Origin of the sequence: Methylacidiphilum sp. Yel, from assembly GCF_004421185.1 — a bacterium.
In the GTDB taxonomy this organism is placed as follows: domain Bacteria; phylum Verrucomicrobiota; class Verrucomicrobiia; order Methylacidiphilales; family Methylacidiphilaceae; genus Methylacidiphilum.
This window is the reverse complement of the sequence record NZ_LXQB01000003.1, coordinates 1-18,993: the sequence shown is the minus strand read 5'-3', so window position 1 is coordinate 18,993 and position 18,993 is coordinate 1. Positions and strand designations below refer to the sequence as shown.

At 41.6% G+C, this 18,993-nt stretch carries 20 protein-coding genes and 1 pseudogene; 13 read left to right on the top strand and 8 right to left on the bottom strand.

The features are described from left to right. The first annotated feature begins 123 nt into the window (after positions 1 to 123). The 4 genes from A7Q09_RS00410 (at position 124) to A7Q09_RS00395 (ending at position 5,188) form a co-directional block, all read left to right on the top strand. A complete protein-coding gene (locus A7Q09_RS00410; RefSeq protein ID WP_134389358.1) occupies positions 124 to 801 on the top strand; it encodes a hypothetical protein in 678 nt (225 codons plus the stop codon). An 830-nt stretch (positions 802 to 1,631) separates the two neighbouring features. Further along, positions 1,632 to 2,753 (top strand): peptide chain release factor 2, encoded by a 1,122-nt coding sequence (gene prfB, locus A7Q09_RS00405; protein WP_208526649.1) that lies wholly within the window; start codon positions 1,632 to 1,634, stop codon positions 2,751 to 2,753. A gap of 38 nt (positions 2,754 to 2,791) precedes the next feature. After that, entirely contained in the window at positions 2,792 to 4,495 is a 1,704-nt protein-coding gene (gene recN, locus A7Q09_RS00400) for a DNA repair protein RecN (RefSeq protein ID WP_134389356.1), read from the top strand. A gap of 60 nt (positions 4,496 to 4,555) precedes the next feature. Continuing rightward, on the top strand, positions 4,556 to 5,188 hold the full coding sequence (locus A7Q09_RS00395) for a Fe-Mn family superoxide dismutase (protein WP_134389355.1): 633 nt from the start codon (positions 4,556 to 4,558) through the stop codon (positions 5,186 to 5,188). 116 nt (positions 5,189 to 5,304) lie between these two features. On the opposite strand, the gene A7Q09_RS00390 is transcribed toward A7Q09_RS00395, so the two are convergent. From A7Q09_RS00390 to A7Q09_RS00375, 4 genes are read right to left on the bottom strand one after another with little or no spacing between them, the layout of a single operon-like run. Further along, a complete protein-coding gene (locus tag A7Q09_RS00390) occupies positions 5,305 to 5,823 on the bottom strand; it encodes a general stress protein (RefSeq protein WP_134389354.1) in 519 nt (172 codons plus the stop codon). Between the two features lie 49 nt (positions 5,824 to 5,872). Further along, complete coding sequence (locus A7Q09_RS00385) at positions 5,873 to 6,193, bottom strand: hypothetical protein (RefSeq protein ID WP_134389353.1); 321 nt, start codon at positions 6,191 to 6,193, stop codon at positions 5,873 to 5,875. Positions 6,194 to 6,204: 11 nt separating this feature from the next. Beyond that, positions 6,205 to 7,608 (bottom strand): cbb3-type cytochrome c oxidase subunit I, encoded by a 1,404-nt coding sequence (locus A7Q09_RS00380; RefSeq protein ID WP_134389352.1) that lies wholly within the window; start codon positions 7,606 to 7,608, stop codon positions 6,205 to 6,207. Positions 7,609 to 7,623: 15 nt separating this feature from the next. After that, on the bottom strand, positions 7,624 to 8,298 hold the full coding sequence (locus A7Q09_RS00375; RefSeq protein ID WP_134389351.1) for a cytochrome c: 675 nt from the start codon (positions 8,296 to 8,298) through the stop codon (positions 7,624 to 7,626). Positions 8,299 to 8,453: 155 nt separating this feature from the next. On the opposite strand from A7Q09_RS00375, the gene A7Q09_RS00370 reads away from it, so the two are divergent. Next, positions 8,454 to 8,957 (top strand): nucleoside deaminase, encoded by a 504-nt coding sequence (locus A7Q09_RS00370; RefSeq protein ID WP_244228425.1) that lies wholly within the window; start codon positions 8,454 to 8,456, stop codon positions 8,955 to 8,957. Positions 8,958 to 9,015: 58 nt separating this feature from the next. Here the strand turns inward: A7Q09_RS00370 and A7Q09_RS00365 are convergent, their stop codons facing one another. From A7Q09_RS00365 to A7Q09_RS10595, 4 genes are all read right to left on the bottom strand, one after another. Next, positions 9,016 to 9,231 carry a dodecin gene (locus A7Q09_RS00365; protein WP_134389350.1) on the bottom strand — a complete coding sequence of 72 codons (216 nt, stop codon included), beginning with the start codon at positions 9,229 to 9,231 and terminating at the stop codon, positions 9,016 to 9,018. A 159-nt stretch (positions 9,232 to 9,390) separates the two neighbouring features. Continuing rightward, positions 9,391 to 9,525, bottom strand: a complete 135-nt coding sequence (locus A7Q09_RS11185) for a zinc ribbon domain-containing protein (RefSeq protein ID WP_208526647.1) — start codon at positions 9,523 to 9,525, stop codon at positions 9,391 to 9,393. A gap of 36 nt (positions 9,526 to 9,561) precedes the next feature. Beyond that, positions 9,562 to 9,831: a transposase gene (locus A7Q09_RS10600; RefSeq protein ID WP_208526646.1), complete on the bottom strand. Its 270-nt coding sequence runs from the start codon at positions 9,829 to 9,831 to the stop codon at positions 9,562 to 9,564. 92 nt (positions 9,832 to 9,923) lie between these two features. Beyond that, positions 9,924 to 10,469 carry a helix-turn-helix domain-containing protein gene (locus tag A7Q09_RS10595; protein ID WP_208526645.1) on the bottom strand — a complete coding sequence of 182 codons (546 nt, stop codon included), beginning with the start codon at positions 10,467 to 10,469 and terminating at the stop codon, positions 9,924 to 9,926. A 23-nt stretch (positions 10,470 to 10,492) separates the two neighbouring features. On the opposite strand from A7Q09_RS10595, the pseudogene tnpA reads away from it, so the two are divergent. The 8 genes and pseudogenes from tnpA (at position 10,493) to A7Q09_RS00320 (ending at position 18,983) form a co-directional block, all read left to right on the top strand. Next, positions 10,493 to 10,930: pseudogene (tnpA, locus tag A7Q09_RS00355) on the top strand (IS200/IS605 family transposase). Positions 10,931 to 10,943: 13 nt separating this feature from the next. After that, on the top strand, positions 10,944 to 13,331 hold the full coding sequence (priA, locus tag A7Q09_RS00350; RefSeq protein ID WP_244228424.1) for a primosomal protein N': 2,388 nt from the start codon (positions 10,944 to 10,946) through the stop codon (positions 13,329 to 13,331). Positions 13,332 to 13,522: 191 nt separating this feature from the next. Next, positions 13,523 to 13,603, top strand: a complete 81-nt coding sequence (locus A7Q09_RS11375) for a potassium-transporting ATPase subunit F (protein WP_079199496.1) — start codon at positions 13,523 to 13,525, stop codon at positions 13,601 to 13,603. 13 nt (positions 13,604 to 13,616) lie between these two features. Continuing rightward, positions 13,617 to 15,335 (top strand): potassium-transporting ATPase subunit KdpA, encoded by a 1,719-nt coding sequence (kdpA, locus tag A7Q09_RS00340; RefSeq protein ID WP_134389349.1) that lies wholly within the window; start codon positions 13,617 to 13,619, stop codon positions 15,333 to 15,335. A gap of 4 nt (positions 15,336 to 15,339) precedes the next feature. Next, positions 15,340 to 17,388, top strand: a complete 2,049-nt coding sequence (gene kdpB / locus A7Q09_RS00335; protein ID WP_134389348.1) for a potassium-transporting ATPase subunit KdpB — start codon at positions 15,340 to 15,342, stop codon at positions 17,386 to 17,388. A 9-nt stretch (positions 17,389 to 17,397) separates the two neighbouring features. Further along, entirely contained in the window at positions 17,398 to 17,982 is a 585-nt protein-coding gene (gene kdpC / locus A7Q09_RS00330; protein ID WP_134389347.1) for a K(+)-transporting ATPase subunit C, read from the top strand. Between the two features lie 12 nt (positions 17,983 to 17,994). Continuing rightward, positions 17,995 to 18,588, top strand: coding sequence for a pyridoxamine 5'-phosphate oxidase family protein (locus A7Q09_RS00325; RefSeq protein WP_134389346.1), 594 nt, complete (start codon positions 17,995 to 17,997; stop codon positions 18,586 to 18,588). A gap of 137 nt (positions 18,589 to 18,725) precedes the next feature. Next, complete coding sequence (locus tag A7Q09_RS00320) at positions 18,726 to 18,983, top strand: hypothetical protein (protein WP_134389345.1); 258 nt, start codon at positions 18,726 to 18,728, stop codon at positions 18,981 to 18,983. Positions 18,984 to 18,993: the final 10 nt, after the last annotated feature.

Sequence of the window (18,993 nt, the reverse complement as noted above, 5' to 3'; positions counted from 1 at the left end):
AAAATCAGGCTGATTGTTTTTCAGTAAATGAAAGAAATTACAACATATTCAGTTATTTTAAATAGAACAAAACCCCTAAAAATGTTTTTAGTTAAATAGAAATTTTCCCTTAGAATATGCATTATGCTTATTTTATGCAAAAAGAAACTGTTGGCTATTGGGTCTATCCCAGAAATAAAGAGCAAAGAGAAATTCTATCCCCTTCGTATTATTCCAACTATGGTTCTATTCCTCTTGCTTTTTTTATGTAGTTCTTCCTTGTTAAAAGCAGCTGAAAAAACTTCCCCCAATTATTCCATTCACTACGATGGATACGCTCGTCATTTTCCCTTCTATCCCTTGATCGATCCCTTAGGTAAAAAGCATTCCATAAATCAGTTTCTAGGAAAAATCACTGTTTTTATCGTTTCCGTACCCAACATGACTCAGGGTAAAAAGCAAGAAAAATGGGCTCGACTGCTTGGAGAGGATCCTAAAACAAAACTGCCTGATGATGTGGCACTGATTTTAGTTGAAGACATTTCTCACGCAGGGTTTTTTAAAGGATTGGCTCTTTCCCACATAAAAAAAAATTTTAATGCAAACTCTCGTCCCTTCCCTGTGCTCGACATGAATGGCACATTAACCCATGAGTTGGGAGTTCCTAAAAACACCACTCAAATCTTAATCTATGATAAGTCGGGAAACCTTTATCAAGTCGAAAAAAATCTCGATAACATTGAACTGACTCTAAATAGAATTCACAAAGCGATCCAAAGACTAGAAAGGGAAAAAAAACGCTTTGCCAACTCCTCCACTTGATCCTATACCGTTCCGTCAGACTTACTCATTTCTACTAACACAGGTTCGAAGTTGACTTCCTGCTTCACCGAAGCTGGTTTCACTCGGGCTTTGAGGCCAGAGCCAGTGCCTTCCTCTCCACAGGCTTCACATACAGCCGGCCCTCGCCGTAGGACCGCTTAGGACGTCCAATCCATACCCCAGAAGATTGCTAGCCGCATTCACCTCCCACAGTCCGGACATCGTCACCTGCAAACAGCCAGAGGCATTTTTCCTGCACCGTCCTGCCAGTCATACAGCTCTCGCTGGACGGAAACCAGCGGTCGGCCTCCACCACCATTCCACCACCCCACTTTGCCTTGTATGCCAGTTGCCGCCAAAACTCGAAGAAACCCATGTCGGATAGGGAGCCGGCAAGATTACCGGTTCTTCACCATGCTGCCCGCCTTCAGCTCTTCGACAACGACGGGGGTGAAATCGTCGCCTGAGCTTTGTCGTGAGCTTGTGTAAGCCTTCCTGCCGGATATTGGCAATCCTGGCATGCAGCCTTGCAAGCCTAAGCCTTGGCTTTGGTCCGATTGGCCGACCCCTTTTTCTTGCGCAAGAGACTTCTAGAGAGTCTCCGCAATCGCTCGAGCAAGTTTTAGTGTGGCTTGGGACCGATGAGCTTTTCTTTAGCTCCTAGAAAAATTGCCTGGCTAAAAAAGGCAGACCTGCTTCTTAGGATATAGAAAAAGACTAAAATTGCGTTCTGGGACCCATAAAGAGCTACGCCTAATAGTAGGATAGAAGAGAAAGAAGGCTTGTTTTTTAAAGAGAAATTTCGTACATTTTAAACATGACCGACTTACATATTCTCTCTAATCAACTTAGCGAACTCAAACAGAGATTATTTTCCGTACGGGGGTTTCTTTGACCCTACGCAGCTTGAAGCAGAACTTCAAGCGATAGAAAAAGAAATGGCCGATCCAGGTTTTTGGCAATCAAGCGAAAAATCAGAAAAAGCGATATCTAAATCAAAAGAGCTTAAAGCAAAACTATCCGATTATTACACTATCCTCAGCAGATTCAAAGATCTAGAAGCTCTCTTTGATCTTTTAAAGGAAAGCGGAGATGTATCCCTTATAGAAGAATTAGAGAGGGAAATAAAAAATTATTCTGAGTTGCTCGATTCAGTGGAAGTCAAACTCATTCTTTCTGATCCATTGGATCAGAAGAACGCTATTTTATCGATCCATGCTGGAGCAGGAGGGACAGAAGCGTGCGATTGGGCTGCAATGCTTTTGCGAATGTATCAGCGCTATGCAGAAAGGCATGGCTATAAGGTGAGTCTTGTCGATATTCTCCCTGGAGAAGAAGCAGGGATCAAATCCGCAAGCATCCTAGTTTCAGGGAACAATGCCTATGGTTATTTAAAAGCAGAGCGTGGCGTGCACCGTCTTGTCAGAATTTCTCCTTTTAACGCTCAGGGGAAAAGACAAACTTCCTTTGCTTCGGTCGATGTTGTTGCAGAAGTTGACGAAACCATCGACATAGAAATTAAAGAAAGTGATTTAAAGATAGATGTGTTCCGCTCTAGCGGTCATGGAGGCCAAGGTGTCAATACAACGGATTCGGCTGTTCGTATTACCCATTTACCTACTGGATTAGTTGTGGTATGTCAGAATGAACGCAGCCAATTACAAAATAAAGCCACCGCGTTGAAGATCCTTCGTTCGCGGCTTTATGAATTAGAAAAAGACAAAAAAAGAGCCGAAATGGAAAGAATTTACGGACAAAAAGGAGAAATAGGTTGGGGAAGGCAGATTCGATCTTATGTCCTACAACCTTATAAGATGGTTAAAGATTTGAGAACTGGAGAAAACAGATCTCAGGTAGAGGAAGTTCTTGACGGAGATCTTGATTCTTTTATCTGGGCGTATTTGCTAGGGAAAAAGAAGGATCAAGAAGAAAGAGAAATAGAGGAAACTTGAACACCGTTTCGATTATTTTAAAATGATACAGATTTTTCATGTTACTCAAGTTAAGGATTGAAAACCTCGCCCTTATTGAAGAGCTAGAATGGGACCTTGTCCCGGGACTCAATGTTTTAACTGGAGAAACCGGTGCAGGCAAATCGATAGTCATCGACTCCTTAAAGTTTCTGTTGGGAGAAAGAGCTTCTCCGTCATTTCTAAAAAATAAAGAAAAGCCAGGCATAGTCGAAGGAGAATTTCAATTATCAGAGACTTTCTGGACCAGGGTTTCTGATCTTTTCAAAGAAAAAGGATTGGATACATTAGATAGCTCTTCTTTTATTTTGAGAAGGGAAATGCGGCCTTCAGGATCGAGTCGCCAATTCATTAATGGTGAACTCATTCCGATTTCCCTTTTAAAAGAACTTGGAGATAATCTGATCGATGTGCTTGGTCCTCACGATCATCAATCCCTTGTTGACAAAAAAATCCAATTAAAGCTCCTCGATGCTTTTGGCTCTTTAAATGAGTTATCCCATCGAGTAAAATCCCTTTATGAGACTCATCAAAAACTGCTGAAGAAAAAAAATTCTCTTTCTTTAGAAGAGCTGCTCAAAAAGAAACAGAGACTTAACGAGCAACTGCAGGAGATTGTCGCTGCCGATCTTATTCCAGGAGAAGAAGAAGCAATCGACCAAAAGCTAAATTTAGCTAGAACCGGCTGGAAAATTTACGATTGTCTTGGAGCAATTCGTGGTTTGCTTTCCCAGAACAATCCCTCTATTCTTTCTTTATTGTCTTCTCTGCATAGGCACCTTTGCCTATTGGAGAAATTTGATCCTCAAAAAGGCTCTCAGGCAATAGCCTTGGAACAGTCCGCAGCTCATGATTTGCTAGAACTCGATAGATTGATCGAAGATTATTTTTCTAAAATAGAAATAGATCCAGAAGCTCTCGAAAAATTAGAACAAAGAAAAAATTTCCTCGAGAATTTAAAAAGAAAATATGCTTTGCAGATAGAGGAATTAATCGATTATAAATCTAAAATTAGCGAACAATTAGCCAAAATAAAGGAAGAAGAAGATATAGTCCGAAATATCGCTAAAGAAGAACTCGAACTTTTGGAAGCACTTCAAAAAGAGGCCTTGCATTTAAGTTCCAAAAGAAAAAAAACAGCCGAAGCATTAATCATTTCTATTCAAACTGTGCTCCAATCATTGGGTTTTGCCCAATCAGGGTTTTCCATAAGTATTGATAATAAAGAAAAGGTTGGTCCTTCTGGTCAGGACGAAATAGAATTTCTTTTTTCTCCTAATCCAGGCATTCCACTCAAACCATTGAAAGAAATTGCTTCAAGTGGAGAAGCAGCCAGAGTCATGCTGGCCTTAAAAGCGGTCTTTGTCCGAGTCGATCCTATCCCAATACTTGTTTTCGACGAAATAGACGCTAACATTGGTGGGGAGATAGCCTGGAAGGTAAGTTCTTTATTGAAGGAACTTTCAATAAACCATCAAGTACTCTGCATAACCCATCTTCCATCCATGGCTGCTGGAGGGGACGCTCATTTCAAGGTTATGAAAGAATCGGAAGAAAATGTCACACGAGTTCTATTGAAGAAAATTGTTGAAGAAGACCGTTTGAAGGAAATTGCAAGAATGCTTGGAGGAGAAAGCAAAGAAGCAATAAGACTAGCTCGCAAACTACTTTCCGTAGCCAAGGGGAACAAAGAAGAAAAGAGCCTAGAAAAATTATTCCAATAGGAAGAGAAAAAAACGAATCCTTGCCATGAACCTAAGAATTTTCCTATTATTATATGCAAGATGGCTACTGATTCATTGAAAGTTTTAACGGACAAGTCTGAGATTTTTTTAAAAAAATTTGAAAATGGAATTGGGAAATTTTCTGCGAACGCTTTAAATAAGCATGTGGCTTTATACAGTCATCTTTTGCAAGAGGCTAATTCCATAGCCAATGAATTTTCTCAATATCTTGACAACTGGCCTTCTTTTCAAAACACAGAGGAAGAACCTTCTAAAAAAGAGCTTGTCACCTCAAAGATAGGTCAATGGTTTTCCCTTTATGGTAAGATTGCAAGCCATGAATTGTATTTCTCTTCTTTAGGCAGAAATGGAAATTGCGAAGGGAAAATCAAAGAACTCCTAGAAATCAATTTTGATTCCGTCGTGCGATTCAAGCTAGATTTTAAAATTAAGGCACTTTATTCTACAGGCTGGGTCTGGTTGGTTTTGGATCATTATACTGGTAAACTCTTTAACCTATCTTCTAATAGGGAAGATGCTTTTCCTTTTTCAGGGATGAGTCCTCTGCTAGCTATTGATCTTGTCGAACATGCCTATGAGTCAGACTTTGGTTCAGACAAAGAAGGTTACATTGAAGAATTTTTTAACGCCCTTGACTGGAAGGAGATAGAAAAGAATCTGCCTATAATGTAATTTTATAGCACGTTTTGATTAGTTATTTGACAAACATAAGACTCATCGTTTTGGGAAAAAAACTTTGTCAAGGCACCTCAAGGGGAAAAAAGAAAGCATCTCCAAAAAAACTCTGACTATGGGCTTTCTTTATGAACCTGCATTTCAAGCGGTTGTGTTGCTTCAAGAATCTTTTTAGCCCCTTCGATCTCTTCTTCAGTGCCTCGAATAACAAGAAGATATTTTCCTGCTTTGAGATGTTCTTCAAATTTTAAAATATGTTGTTTTTGTATCCCCAAGCCAGACAAAAATCCAAGAGCTGCTCCAGCAACTCCACCGGCAACCAATCCCTCCAACCCACCAAGCAAAGCTGCTGAAAGAGGACCAGCAACAATCAATGGACCAAACCCTGGAACCCAAACAAAGGCTGCACCTACAAGGATCCCAAAAAGCCCGCCAACCCATCCCCCAATAGTGGCACCCGTTTTGGCGATATCTCCAGCAGTGATATATCCATGAACTTTTCTTTCACTGGATAGATCCTGAGCAAGAATAGAAACTCTTGTAAGAGGGAATTGATTTTGCTCCAGGCTCTTTAGAGCCTTTTCAGCATCCTCCAACGAAGTATAGACAGCACTCAGTGAGACATCAGCCATGCATAATTTCTTTAAAATCTCTTATAAATTAAAACAAGCTTTTTTTAATCTATTTCAGTGTCTTTAGTCTTCCTTCTTCTTCCCCTTCTTTTTGATGAATTTTTTCGACAATCCAAAACATTGCTTTTGGAATGATCAAATAGCTAAAAATAGAAAAAATCAGAAGCAGTTTCCAAAAAAGAGTAAATGCAGGACATGAAACAAGAAAAAACCCGCTAAGCATCATCATTAAGGCAAAAACAAAAGAAAAGAGTTCCCAAAAGAAAGATCCTTTCAATCTTCCAAACGCATAAAAAAATGCATACAAGCCAGCCGTAAGAACAAAACTCAAGCTGGCTAAGAGCATCTTTAAAACGGAGTCAGCACTCATAAGAAATGGTCCTATTGTTGATGAGTGGCCTTTGTTTTCCCAATAGTTAACAAATCAGCAACAAGTAAGACATAACAAACAAAAAACATAATTCCAAATCCCATGCGCCAGATCATAGACTCTTTAAACCAGGGATGCGACTGGGCATCGATGTAGGCTTGCCATGTCGAACCACCAACGGCTCGTTCAACAAATGTTTGAGTAAACCCAGCCACAGTTAATGGAGCAGTAATACCCAACATTGCCAGATTCAAACCAATAAAAACCCATTTCCAAAGGGTTCCATCAAGAATGGATCCCTCATGCAACCGAATTCTTTGAAGAGCCGTATAAATTAAGGCAAGATTCGTATTAACATACGCACCAAAAAAAGCAAGATGTCCATGGGCTGCTGTCAACTGTGTGCCATGACTATAAAGATTGATTTGAGGCAATGTATGCATAAAGCCCCATACCCCTGCTCCGATGAAATTGCCAAAGGCTTGTGCCACAATCCAAAAAAAAGCTGGTTTATTAATTGTTTTCAACCTATGGACTCCTGCATCATAGACCGCATGAACAATCATTGCGACAAGAGGCAAAGGCTCTAGGGCAGAAAAAAAGCCTCCAATGCCTAACCAATATTCTGGAGCACCTATCCAGAAATAATGATGTCCTAGCCCTAAAATTCCAGTTCCAAAAATAAGGAAAACTTCTAAGTAAAGCCATCCTTCAACAATTTTTCTTGAGGTTCCCAAAACAGCCATTAGCACCCATCCAACAAGTACGCCAACTAGCACTTCCCAGGTTGCTTCAACCCAAAGATGCACCACCCACCACCACCAAAATTGATCTACCGAGATATTGGGACTGAAAAACATGCCAGCAATGTAAAATCCAATAATGGCAAGCAAATCCACTATTAATACCCAAAGTATTCCCTTTAGTTTCTTGGCTTTCCAGATAGATGCAAAAACATTAAAAAATATTATCGAAAAAACAGCCACTATACCAATATCAGCCCATCTTGGCGCTTCAATATACTCTCTGCCTTCAGTAACAAGCCAAAGCGTCAGCATTTCTCCTTTGCCTATTTGGACAAGCAAAAAAACCAGCACAACAATACTGACAGCTGCTGTCAGAACTATAAAAGCGATTTTGCCTAGAAAAATGCCTACAACCTCTCTTTCTGTTTCTAAAGGTAAAAACCAATAGATTCCCCCAATAAAACCAAAAAGCAACCAAAGAATCATTGAGTTAATATGAAGCAGCCGACAAATAGAGAAATTAAGGAATTTATGGAGAAATTCAGGCTGGATATACTGATAGGAAATAATCAGTCCAAAGACAAGTTGGGCTCCAAAAAGACATATAGCTACGATCCAATAGCCAATGGCTAATTTTTGTGATTCATAAAGATCTTTACTTTCTTTCATTTTTAACTTTGGGAATCAAAAAATAGCGGGTGATTTGCCAAAATGATCCGGAAACCCGTTTGTATCGATAGCAGACATAAATTTTAGATAGCCAACGACGGCCTTGGCCTCCTCTTCTGTCAATTTCAAATTGGGCATTCTTCTTTGCCATGTTCCATAATACTCAGGGTTTTGCAGCCACTTAGCCATAGTTTCTTCTTTTGTAGCCACACCTATCATTGGTTGGATCATAGTCTGCCATTTTGGATCAAGCCAAGATTTCGTAAGATCAGGTGCAAAATAGGCTCCATTGCCTAAGAGAGTATGACAGTCCATGCAATTTCTACTCTGAATCACTAACTTGCCTTTGGTTAACAGTTGAGTCGCTTCTTGTTCTGACCATTTTTTCCCGAAAAATAATTCTTCTTCCCCTATTGTTGGCATATAGCGCTTTTTATCTGGATCGTATTCAAATCCAATTTTATGATTGATAACGGTTGGAGACGGTACTCGAGCTGAACCAAATGAAATTTTCTTTAAGGTATCAAAAGTTAAAAGCCAAAGAATAGAAAACATTACCAAAGAACTCACGATAGCAAACACTCCCCAAAAACCTGGTTCCAACCAATTTTTCCCTCTAACAAATATGGCTGAGATCACTACGACAAGGACAATCGAAAAAAGAGTGATTTCTAACCACCCAAATTTCATAAGAAAGGAGCAAACAAAACAGACAAAAAAAGTCAAGATTCCTTTTCGGACTGATACTCTCAGCAGAGAGTAGTAAACAGGAAGAATGGAGGATTAGATATTTTTCATTGTGAATTCTTTCCGTTTTTAAAGAAAACAACTAAACTAAGCGAACTATGGCAGATATCTTCGAACCGCCAATGAACGGTGATAGTCCTGAGTTTTGGCTGAGACTCGCATTTAAACTAGCAAAATATGGTTCGGAACAAGGAGAAGGTGGTCCATTTGGAGCAGTTGTGGTGCTTCAAGGAGAAGCGATTGGCTTAGCTCATAACGAGGTGCTTTCAACTCAAGATCCAACTGCACATGCTGAAATTCTAGCAATTCGTCGGGCTGCCAACAAACTTTATAAATTCAATTTGAATGGGGCTATCCTCTACTGTAGTTGTGAACCCTGTCCAATGTGCCTTTCGGCAATTTATTGGGCTGGGATCAACAAAATATATTTTGGTTGTTCTGCAGAAGATGCTCAAAAAATTGGTTTTCGAGATGTTTTCTTATACGAAGAACTTAAAAAACCATCCAATCAAAGACAACTGCAATCTATTCAACTCTTAAGAGAGGAAGGACTATCTATTTTGAAAAGCTGGGAAGAGTCCCCTCTAAAAGTCATTTATTGACCCTATGTTCAAACACAAAAGGCTTATTAGGTCAAGGAATATTGAAAAATAACTCTTATCAGTCTTCTAGCCTAAAGCCTATTCTAACCTCTACTTGAAAGAGAGGTTTTCCATCTTTATTAACCGATCCTCTAATCTCTTTGACCTCGAACCAATCCAAATTACGAAGTGTTTTATTTGCTCTTTCTATAGCATTGCGAACCGCCTGTTGGATGCTTTCGCTGGAAGTGCCAATGACATGGACGATCTTATATACTTTTTCTGATTCTGACATTGTATTAATCCTTTTTGCTATCAAATTACATCACCATGTTGCAAGATAAAAGCATTTTCAACGCTTGCCCCCTCCTCCGCCTTCAGTCAGGGAATTCTTTCCTGCCACCAGGGGCCTTGTTGCACCCCTTGGATCAGTCGAACAACCGACTCCCCGGCACTACACCGGAGAACAGGCGAGCCGGGCCAGTCCAGCCCTTAATATGTTCATCGCTCCCACTGAGTCGGCATTGCCCTCATACCTGCACCTCTCGCAGCGGAATGTCGTTTGCCTCGGCCGATTCGCTTGACTCACATGTCCACATTCCGGCTCCGGACAAGTCTGGCTCGTCTATGGGGTCGGTACGGTCCCCAGCCAGCCTCCCGACCAATGGAGCTTGTACTCCAAAAACTTCTGGAACATTGACCACCCTTGGTCCAGAATCGCTTTGTTCAGCCCGCTCTTCGCCCGCACCTTCTTCCCCGGATTCTCCCTCGTCCCCTTGGCCGACCGGCTCATGTTCTGGATCAAATCCTCCACAAACACCATCGCGTGGGTTTTGCTGATGGCCGTGGAGGTCTTGTGCAAAAAAATCCCGCCGGGCATTCGCAATATGCGCATGAAGCCGTTCTATCCTGGCCTCCTGTTTCTGCCAGTTTCGCCAGAACCGTTTCTTCCGCGACAGCTTCCGTATTTCCCAAGCCAGTTTCTTTTCATGCCGCCCTCTGAAAAGAGATGTACCAGTGCCTGGCTTGCCATGTTACCGTGGCATTCCGAATCGTTCCATCGATGGGCCAGGACTTGCGGAACTTCACCCAGCTGATCTTGGGCAGGAAAACCTTCGGCAAGACACACCGCCCGTCTGTGTCCTTGGTCGACAGGTCGAGCTTGATCGGTTTGGGGTCCGTAAAGCGCAGGCCGGCCTCGTCCCGGTTCTTTTTCTTGAAGGGCGGCAACCGCGCCGGATTGGACTTGTCAAACGCGGTCCGGATTGCCCGATCCAGAAACTTGAGCGTCCATTGCAAAGAGTGAACGGGCACCTGAGCCAAAAACCCGTAGTCCTCGCTGTGTCTCCACCGTGTCAGGAGCCGGGCAAGCTCCTCATACGAGAGCAAAGGGGACCCGGCCTCCAGCCGCCCCTTTTGCAAGGCCAGCGCTTTGTTCCAAACCAACCGCGCACATCCCTGGTAACGGGTGAGGCACTGGGATTGTCCCGTTGTCGGTTCCAAGCAGAATCGAAAGGACTGGAGAATTTCCATGTTTTTTAGGAAATACTTGGTCTATGATAAAGTCAAACGAGATCCGTACAGGTCGACATTGTGTATATAATCTTCATCTACATTGGTCTTTGTGACTAATTATCGGCGCGGAGTCTTCACTAAAGAGATTTTGGAAGAGCTGCACGAGATTATGGCCTCGGTTTGTAAAGCTTTCGAAGCTGAATTGTTGGAATTTGACCCTCAGGATGACCTCGCGCACCTTTTGGTGACCTATCCACCCCAAAGTGGCCATTTCCACGCTGATGAACAGTCTGAAAGGCGTCTCTAGCCGCCTGATCCAAAAGAAAAACTATACGCAAATTTGCCGAAAACTATGAAGTGGACATCTCTGGTCCCCAAGTTATTTTGCCGGAAGCTGTGGCGGCGCTCCTCTGCTTGTTATCCAACAGTTTATCGAGAGTCAGAGAACACCTGAATGCCGCGCCTTATCCTCTTCCTAAAGGAAGAGGTTGTATGCAGCGCGTTTTTTTTCAGATCTTTTCAGATCAAATCATTTCTCTTTTTTCTCTGCCTAGCTTTAATTTATTTTTTAAAAGGCTCTACATGGAACAGGAATTTTTTTTCCCACCCCCTTCGCTTCCCTCTCTCCATATCGCTCGAGTACTTCTTGATAACAAAAGAGACTTTCTCCTAGACTATGCTATTCCCGAAGCCCTGGAGAAAGAAATTGTTTTAGGCACTCACGTTCGCGTTCCATTTAAGAATGGATTTGGCAGGGGAATCGTTGTGGATATTCTTGAAAAACAAAACTCTACGCTTAAACCCCTTCTCTGCAGGGAAAATAAAGAATTATTAGTTCCTCAAAACATTCTCAAATTATGCAAGTGGATTGCAGACTACTACTGTAGCCCGTTGATTTCAGCTTTACAAGCCGCCTTACCTGATTCCATTAGTAGAGCGACTATTAAACCAAAAGAGGATCTTCTATTATCCCTGCCAGCGCATTTGGATCCTCTTTATATTCAAAGCAAAATAAAAAGAGCCAAAAAAGAAAAAGAGGCTTTGGATTTCCTCCAAAAATGGCAACCTGCTTGGCTTTCTGAGCTTCCTAAAAAGACTGGAATCTCTCGAAACATCTGGAAAAATCTTTTGCGCAAAGGGTTAATAGTTGGACTCTCCCAAAAAAAAGCCGAAACCTATTTCCCTATTGTTCCTAATCTTTCTCCTCCAAAATGCTTGACAGAAGAACAAAGCCATGCAGTCCACTTGATCGAAGAGGAAATGCATAAAGGTCTTCCTCAACCGATTCTTCTCTTTGGAGTCACTGGTAGCGGGAAGACAGAAGTCTATATGCGGACAATTGAAAAATGCTTAAAGCAAAAAAAACAGGTTCTTCTTTTAGTCCCTGAAATTTCTTTAACACCACAACTCTTGGAGAGAATTAAAGCCAGATTTACAGCACAAGGAGCCTCTATTGGTTGCTGGCATAGCCGCATTTCCCGTAGTGAAAAAGCAACTCTTTGGTATGATATACTCCGAGGCAAGATTGATATTCTTGTTGGCACCAGGTCGGCTCTTTTTGCTCCATTCCCCTCCCTAGGGTTAATCATTGTGGATGAAGAACATGAAAGCTCATTCAAACAAGAGGAAAGCCCGCGCTACCACGGCAGAGACGTTGCCGTGATGCGTGCTCGACTTGAAGGAGCCCTTATTATTTTGGGTTCGGCCACTCCCTCCTTGGAATCGTACTATAATGCGATGAGCGGTAAATATAAACTGATAGAACTTAAAAGAAGGGTCGAAGAAAGAAAACTCCCTTCTGTCAGCATTGTCGATCTAAGAAAACGCAAAAGGAGGCTTTCACAACAAGAAAAGAAAGGCACCGGTTTTTTTCTAAAGCCTGAAGAATTGGTCTCAGATGAACTAAAAGAAGCCATAGAAAAAAGACTGGAAAGAAAAGAGCAAATTATCCTTTATATAAATCACAGGGGCTATTCCTCTTCATTGCAATGCTCAGACTGCGGTTATGTCCTTCCCTGTCCAAATTGTTCGATTTCCCTAAGTTTTCATAAAAACCTTGGGATTTTAAATTGTCATCTATGCAATTATTCTGCTTCTGTTCCTTCTTTCTGTCCTATGTGTCGGGCAGTAGGAGCTTTTAAATTTTTGGGAAGCGGCACAGAAAAAGTAGAAGAAGCCATTCAACAATTGTTTTCCTCTGCTCGAGTTTTAAGAATGGATTCAGATACAATGAAAAAAAAGGGGGCAATGGAAAGAGCATTAAGGGCCTTTGGAGAAGGGCAATTTGATATTCTTGTTGGTACTCAGATGGTTGCAAAAGGCCTGGACTTTCCTCATGTCAGTCTTGTTGGAATTGTTTCCATAGATGGTCTTTTACATCTCCCTGATTTTCGAGCATCGGAGAAAAGTTTCCAACAACTCTTACAGGTTTCAGGCCGTTCAGGCAGGGGCTCTGTAGAAGGAGAAGTCTTTGTACAGACACGAACCCCTTACCATCCAGCCATCCAATTTGCAAGACACCACGATTATCTTGGTTTTGTTGATCAGGAACTAGAATTTAGAAAAACTCTTTTTTATCCCCCCTTCTGCAGAGCCATATTGATTCGCTTCATAGGGAATCCAGAAGAAAAAGTCAAGTTTATGACAGAAGCCTTCACCAAAGAAATTAAAGATGCATTGAAAGATTCTAATGCTCTTATCAGTGAACCGACACAGGCCCCAATTGCCAAAATCAAAGGCAAATATCATTATCAGTTATTCATACGCTGTCAAAAAGTCATGGAGATCAGTCAAAAGCTAAAGAAGCTAATTTTTGGCAAAGATTCTGAAATGGGTATAAACATTAGAATAGATGTCGATCCTCAAGATCTTTTAAAATGAAAAATGCAAGGATTAATAAAATTTTGATATTTTCTACACTATATTTAACTATAGAAGACAAAAAAGAAGAGATAATATCCTTTGTAAGATGATCGACACTATGTATGTTTTGTTCTTTGTTGGTTTGATGTTTTGCAGCCTGCTCTACTGCAAAGCATGCGATAAAGTGTGAAGTGTGAAGGATCTAGCCTATGCTTTTTATTCTATTTTTAGTCTCTCTCCTACTGCTTGTTTATCTGCTGATAGTCATCCTCTGGCCTGAAAAATTTTAAATTTTACAAAACAATGAGAGCTTCAGATTGGATAGAACTTGCTCTTTTTATATCTATCCTTGCTGTCCTAAACAAACCTTTGGGAATACATATTTATAGAGTCCTGGATACAGAAGGGAAAACTATTTTTGATGCCATCTTCAAACCACTGGAAAATTTAACTTACAAAATTTGCTCGATCGATAAATCAAAAGAGCAAAATTGGATAGAATACGCTATTGGCCTTTTACTCTTTAATTTTGTAGGCATGTTGTTGACTTATTTTGTGCTAAGAATGCAGCATGTTCTCCCCCTTAACCCTGAACATATTGGACCTATGGCCCCTCACATAGCGTTCAATACGGCCATTAGTTTTGGAACAAACACCAACTGGCAATCCTATATACCTGAAAAAGAAGTCTCCTACTTTTCTCAAATGGTTGGGCTTGCTTTCCATAACTTTACTTCGGCAGCTACTGGCATTGCCCTCGCCGCCGCATTCGTTCGGGGTATTGTTCGAACAGAGGTAAAAACTATTGGAAATTGCTGGGTAGATCTTACAAGGATCACTTACTATCTTCTATTACCTCTATCTCTTGTTGGTGCCTTACTCCTAATGTCACAAGGAGTCCCTCAAAATTTCCATGCCTACATCCGCTATCTTCCACTAGATAGCAAAGCTCATGAAGGAGCTTGCATTATACCTCAGGGACCTATCGCCTCCCAAGAAGCGATAAAACTTCTTGGAACTAATGGAGGAGGATTTTTTAACGCCAACTCCGCTCATCCCTATGAAAATCCAACTCCCCTTTCCAATTTTATGGAAATGCTCCTTATTTTTCTCATCCCTAGTGCGTTAACCTATTACTTTGGATTAAGTTGTAAGAAACTGCGTCACGGCTGGTCAATTTGGCTAACCATGGTTCTTCTTTTTCTTGTTCTTAGCCTTAGCTGTTATTGGTTAGAGCATGCAGGCAATCCGTTTTTTAAACCTTATGGCATTGAACAATTAACCAATATGGAAGGCAAAGAAACGAGATTTGGAATATTTGAATCGACACTTTTTGCTGCCGTCACGACCGCTGCTTCCTGTGGAGCAGTCAACTCCATGCATGACTCTTTTTTGCCCCTCTCAGGAATGATTCCTTTGTTCAATATGAGCTTAGGAGAAATCATCTTTGGGGGAGTGGGCTCTGGATTATATGGAATGCTGCTTTTCGTCATTCTTTCGGTGTTTTTATTCGGTCTGATGATAGGCCGAACTCCGGGCTATTTGGGAAAGAGAATTGGTGCCTACGAGATCAAAATGGCGGTGCTAGCTCTAATGATCCAGTATATTTTAATCTTAGGCATGTCCTCAATGGCTATATATTCTTCATGGGGGAGGGCAGCCCTAGGAAACAATGGGCCACATGGATTGACTGAAATTCTTTATGCTTTTACCTCTACCAGCCAAAACAATGGAAGCGCTTTTGGAGGATTATCCGCTACCTCTATTCCCTATGCTATTTGCCTTGCTTTGGCTATGTATTTTGGTCGCTTTTTTGTCATTATCCCTGTGCTTGCCATTGCTGGCTCACTTGTTTGTCAGAAACGGTACATTAGCCAAATGGTTTTCCCGACCAGTGGTGCCCTTTTTGTTTTTATCCTTGGGGCAACCATATTCCTGCTTGGAGCTCTTAGCTTTTTCCCAGTTCTTACCTTAGGACCTATCCTTGAGCATCTAATGATGGCTAGGGGTAAAATGTTCTAAAATTATGAAACCCTCCAAGAATGTTGTTTCTTTTTGGAGCTTAGCTCTTATTGCATCTGCAATAAAAGAAGCCTTTATAAAACTCAATCCTTTTAGTCTTTGGAAAAACCCCGTTATTTTTGTAACCGAAATTGGTGCCTTCATTACTACCATCGAAATGATTCGTTCTTCGGAATCTTTTTCCTTCACCCTTCAGATTAGTCTCTGGCTTTGGTTTACTGTTCTTTTTGCCAATTTTGCAGAAGCAATTGCCGAAAGTAGGGGAAAGGCTCAAGCCGAAAGTTTAAAGAAGACCAGGACTGTGACAATGGCAAAGAAACTTCTCCAAGGAAAAGAAGTCATTGTCAACGCCAGTGAGTTAAAGAAAGGAGATCTAGTAGTATGCGTTGCCGGTGACACCATCCCCTCTGATGGAGAAGTGGTTGAAGGAGCAGCAACGGTAGATGAATCAGCGATCACTGGGGAATCAGCTCCAGTCATACGGGAAAGTGGTGGCGATAGAAGTGCTGTTACGGGTGGGACTCGTGTCATTAGTGATCGGATTGTCATAAAAATCACTGCTGAGTCTGGGAATACTTTTCTTGACAGGATGATCGAAATGGTTGAAGGAGCCAAAAGGCAAAAAACGCCTAATGAGATTGCCTTAACCATCTTGTTAGCCTCTTTAACCTTCATTTTTTTATTAGTGGTCCTGACTCTGGTTCCCTTTTTAAAGTATTCTCAGGCTCCAGTTTCGATTCCTATTTTGACGAGCTTGACCATCTGTCTGATTCCAACCACAATAGGCGGCTTATTAAGTGCCATCGGGATTGCCGGCATTGACAGATTAGTGCAATTCAATGTTATAGCCACAAGTGGAAGAGCTGTCGAAGCTTCTGGAGATATCGATGTTCTCTTGCTGGATAAAACAGGGACTATTACCCTAGGAAATCGGATGGCAACCGAATTTATAGCTGCCCCTGGTATAGATCACTATAGACTGGTTGATGCCGCTCAACTTGCTAGCTTAGCTGATGAAACTCCTGAAGGAAGATCGATTGTCATTCTTGCCAAAGAAAAATATGGGTTAAGAGGCAGAGAAGTGCTTGATACACGAGCAAAATTTATCCCTTTTAGTGCAAAAACACGAATGAGTGGAGTTGATTTTTTTTCTGCAGATGGATCTTGTTGCGAAAGAAGGATTCGAAAAGGGGCCATGGATGCAATCGAAGCATATTTGAAAGAAATGGGAGCGAGCATACCCCAATCGGTAAAAGAAATAGTAGAAAAGGTCGCTAAAAATGGAGGCACCCCTCTTGTTGTCGTCGAAGGCAAAGAGGTTCTTGGTGTGATTGAACTAAAGGATATTGTCAAAGGAGGGATTAGAGAACGTTTTGCAAGGCTAAGAAAAATGGGCATAAGGACAATTATGATCACAGGAGATAATCCGCTGACTGCCGCGGCTATCGCTGCCGAAGCAGGTGTCGATGATTTCATGGCTCAGGTTACCCCTGAGCAAAAGCTAAATAGAATCCGCCAAGAACAAGCTCTTGGTCACCTTGTTGCCATGGCCGGAGACGGCACCAATGATGCCCCCGCATTGGCACAAGCGGATGTTGGGGTTGCAATGAACACAGGGACTCAAGCTGCTAGAGAAGCCGGCAATATGGTTGATCTTGATAGTAATCCGACAAAACTGATAGAAATCGTCGAGATTGGCAAACAGCTTCTCGTGACTCGTGGGGCCTTAACCACTTTTAGCATAGCCAATGATGTGGCTAAATATTTTGCCATTATTCCTGCAATGCTCATGTCCACTTTTCCCGAAATATCCCCACTGAACATTATGCAGCTACGTACTCCTGAAAGTGCTATCCTTAGTGCCGTTATATTCAATGCCCTCATCATTATTCTCTTAATCCCTATAGCCCTGAAAGGAGTGAAGCTAAAGACAATTTCTGCAGAGAATCTTTTAATCAAAAACATTTTAATTTACGGCCTTGGTGGAGTAATAGCCCCCTTTGCAGGAATTAAACTTATAGACCAATTGCTCTTCTTTTTACACCTTGTCTAAAGAATACTTATGAAGCTCTTCCATAGCTTAGTTCTCTCCGTCAAACTAACACTTCTGTTGCTGCTTATTCTTTCTGGCATCTACCCTTTTACGGTATATATTTTGGGAAAACTCTTATTCCCTTATCAGTCTGGAGGAAGCCTCATCATTGATTCGAAAGGCCATGTCCGTGGCTCCTTACTCATAGGACAGAATTTTGATTCTCCAAGATATTTTCATTCGAGGCCCTCTGTTTCTACCTACGATGGACTCAACTCTGGAGGCAGTAACCTTGCTCCTTCTTCTTCAGACTTTATTGAAAGGATAAAAAAAAGAGCCACTCACTATAGAAAAGAAAATGGCATAGCCTCCTTAAATCTTATCCCTGCTGATGCAGTCTGCGCCTCTGCAAGCGGGCTCGATCCGCACATCAGCCTCAAAAACGCTCTTCTGCAAGCTCCAAGAGTAGCTAAAGCAAGAAAAGCGGATCTAAAAGCTATAGAGAATCTTATTTTGAAAAATACTCAAAATCCTCTTGCTAATATTTTTGGTGAAAAAAGTGTCAATGTCCTAAAATTAAACCTTGAGCTCGACAAGGAATATCCTCTGCCATAATGTATAGGGATTATGGGTAAAAGTTACAAAGAAATCACTGCCGAATTAAAAGATTTTATTGTAAACCAAAAAGTTTTCTTTGTAGCTACAGCCACCTCTTCTAGCCGAATTAACATTTCTCCCAAGGGATTAGATACGCTTCGAATTATTAGTCCTAAAAAGATTCTTTGGCTCAACCTAACTGGGAGTGGTAACGAAACTGCTGCTCACCTTGCCACCGATGGGAGAATAACCCTTATGTTTTGTTCTTTTGAAGGTAAGCCTCTCATTTTGAGGCTTTACGGCAAAGGAAGAGTGATTCATCCATGGGAAGAGCAGTGGAGGGAATTTCTTATTCTTTTCCCTTCCTTTCCAGGCTCCAGACAAATCATACAAGTCGATATTGATCTTGTGACCACTTCCTGTGGATTTGGTGTTCCTCTTTTTCAATTTAAAGGAAATAGAAAGGACCTTATCCAATGGGCAAGGAAAAAAGGAGACAATGGCCTCCGTACGTACTGGAAAGAAAAAAACGCTAAAAGTATCGATGGAATTCCAACTCCATTTTTTGACGATACTTTTTTAGTACATAAACCGAATGAGGAGGCTAGAAGCCAAGAAAGCTAAAGTTTTTAGGAAAAGGACTCAGTCCAAAGCTTTTCTTCAAAAGAGAGGCTTTCATCTGCCAACAGCGTCGCGCAAGACCCTTCCTTTAGGCATGGAGAGGAGCGGCGCTACTCTCGCTTCGCAAAATAGGATAGTATGTGAAGTATGAGGAGGACAATCCGATTGTTTCTAGAACCTACAACCAAACAGCTCAAATCCTCTTGCGCACACTCCCTGAGTACACTGATTGTTTCAACGCTGTCTGTGCTGTTGGCTTACAGAAGCGTTGCAAGAACGGTGTGAAATTGCATCACGAGACGTACTGGACACACCGTACTGAGCATCCGGATATGCCTTCCGGGCTTGTGATTTCTGCTAGAGTGTGCGTGCAACGGAGGCTATCAAGTCCGCCTTGAACCGTCTGAA